1 protein-coding gene is annotated in these 1,064 nt (G+C 32.3%); it reads left to right on the top strand.

All coding sequences use genetic code 11. From position 1 onward, the window contains the following. Window positions 1–276: 276 nt before the first annotated feature. Complete coding sequence (locus tag V7164_RS24910; protein WP_335348070.1) at window positions 277–678, top strand: DUF488 domain-containing protein; 402 nt, start codon at window positions 277–279, stop codon at window positions 676–678. The last annotated feature ends 386 nt before the right edge of the window (window positions 679–1,064 follow it).

The following is a 1,064-nucleotide window of genomic DNA, read 5'->3' on the forward strand; positions in this document are numbered from 1 at the left end:
ATATAATTTTTTTATTTTTTTATTTGGTCACTCCTCATTACTATTTTCTAATTTAAAATTAATTATTTGTTCTTTTAAATTCCATCGTTTATAACATTGTCATTAAATGTTCTTCATATAGAAACAACAATTTAATATTATCCCTTCCTTTTTGGATCTCGATTCCTGTTTTAATATGCAATAAGCGTTTCTGAAATTGGCAAAACAAATTTTCTTCTTATACAATTTGAGGCAAACAGTCCTTTCATAAAATCGAAAAGAAATTAGGTGTGAATTATGTCTAATATTTTTATCAAAAGGATTTATGATCCTTATGAAGAAAACGATGGCTATCGGATCCTAGTCGATCGCCTGTGGCCACGCGGAATCTCCAAAGAAAAGGCGAAATTATATTGCTGGGCCAAAGATTTGGCGCCAAGCAATGAGCTGAGGAAAAAGTATGCTCATAATAAAGAGCACTTTGACGAATTTCGAGAAAGGTATTTGGAGGAACTACGAACTAGCGATTTAATAAAAAATGAAGTAAAACAAATAATCAAACTAAGCCTTGATCATAATATTACGCTTTTATATGCTGCAAAAAATAATTTTTATAATAATGCCATTGTATTGAGAGATGAAATTCTCCTGAATAAAAACGCTGAAAATGATCAGACGATTAATGATAAATCAAAATGAAGTTGAAGTCCTTTCCGTTCACTATGAACCCGCCTTAGTGCGCGTTTTTACCTCGGGGTGTCTTTTTCGATCACTATGGACCCTTCATAAGTAGGCGTTTTTCCTTGGGGCTTCCTTTTTGAACTTGGATTCCTCCACATGTCCACAGGATTAATCACAAATAAAACAAACATTATGTTTATAATCACCACTTCCATCCACAGTTCGTGGGTGGATTAATCAACCATATCCACAAACTAATTGGTTTTGGATATAGTTATACACAACTACAATACCTTACTTTAGAAAGACTCGGCTATTCATATAAAATAAATCCCTTTCATATAATTTATTATCTCTATTATATGGAAAGGTGTGAATCATACTGGAAAATATCGCCCTATACT

The organism is Bacillus sp. JJ1474 (genome assembly GCF_036965225.1).
Lineage (GTDB): Bacteria > Bacillota > Bacilli > Bacillales > Cytobacillaceae > Cytobacillus.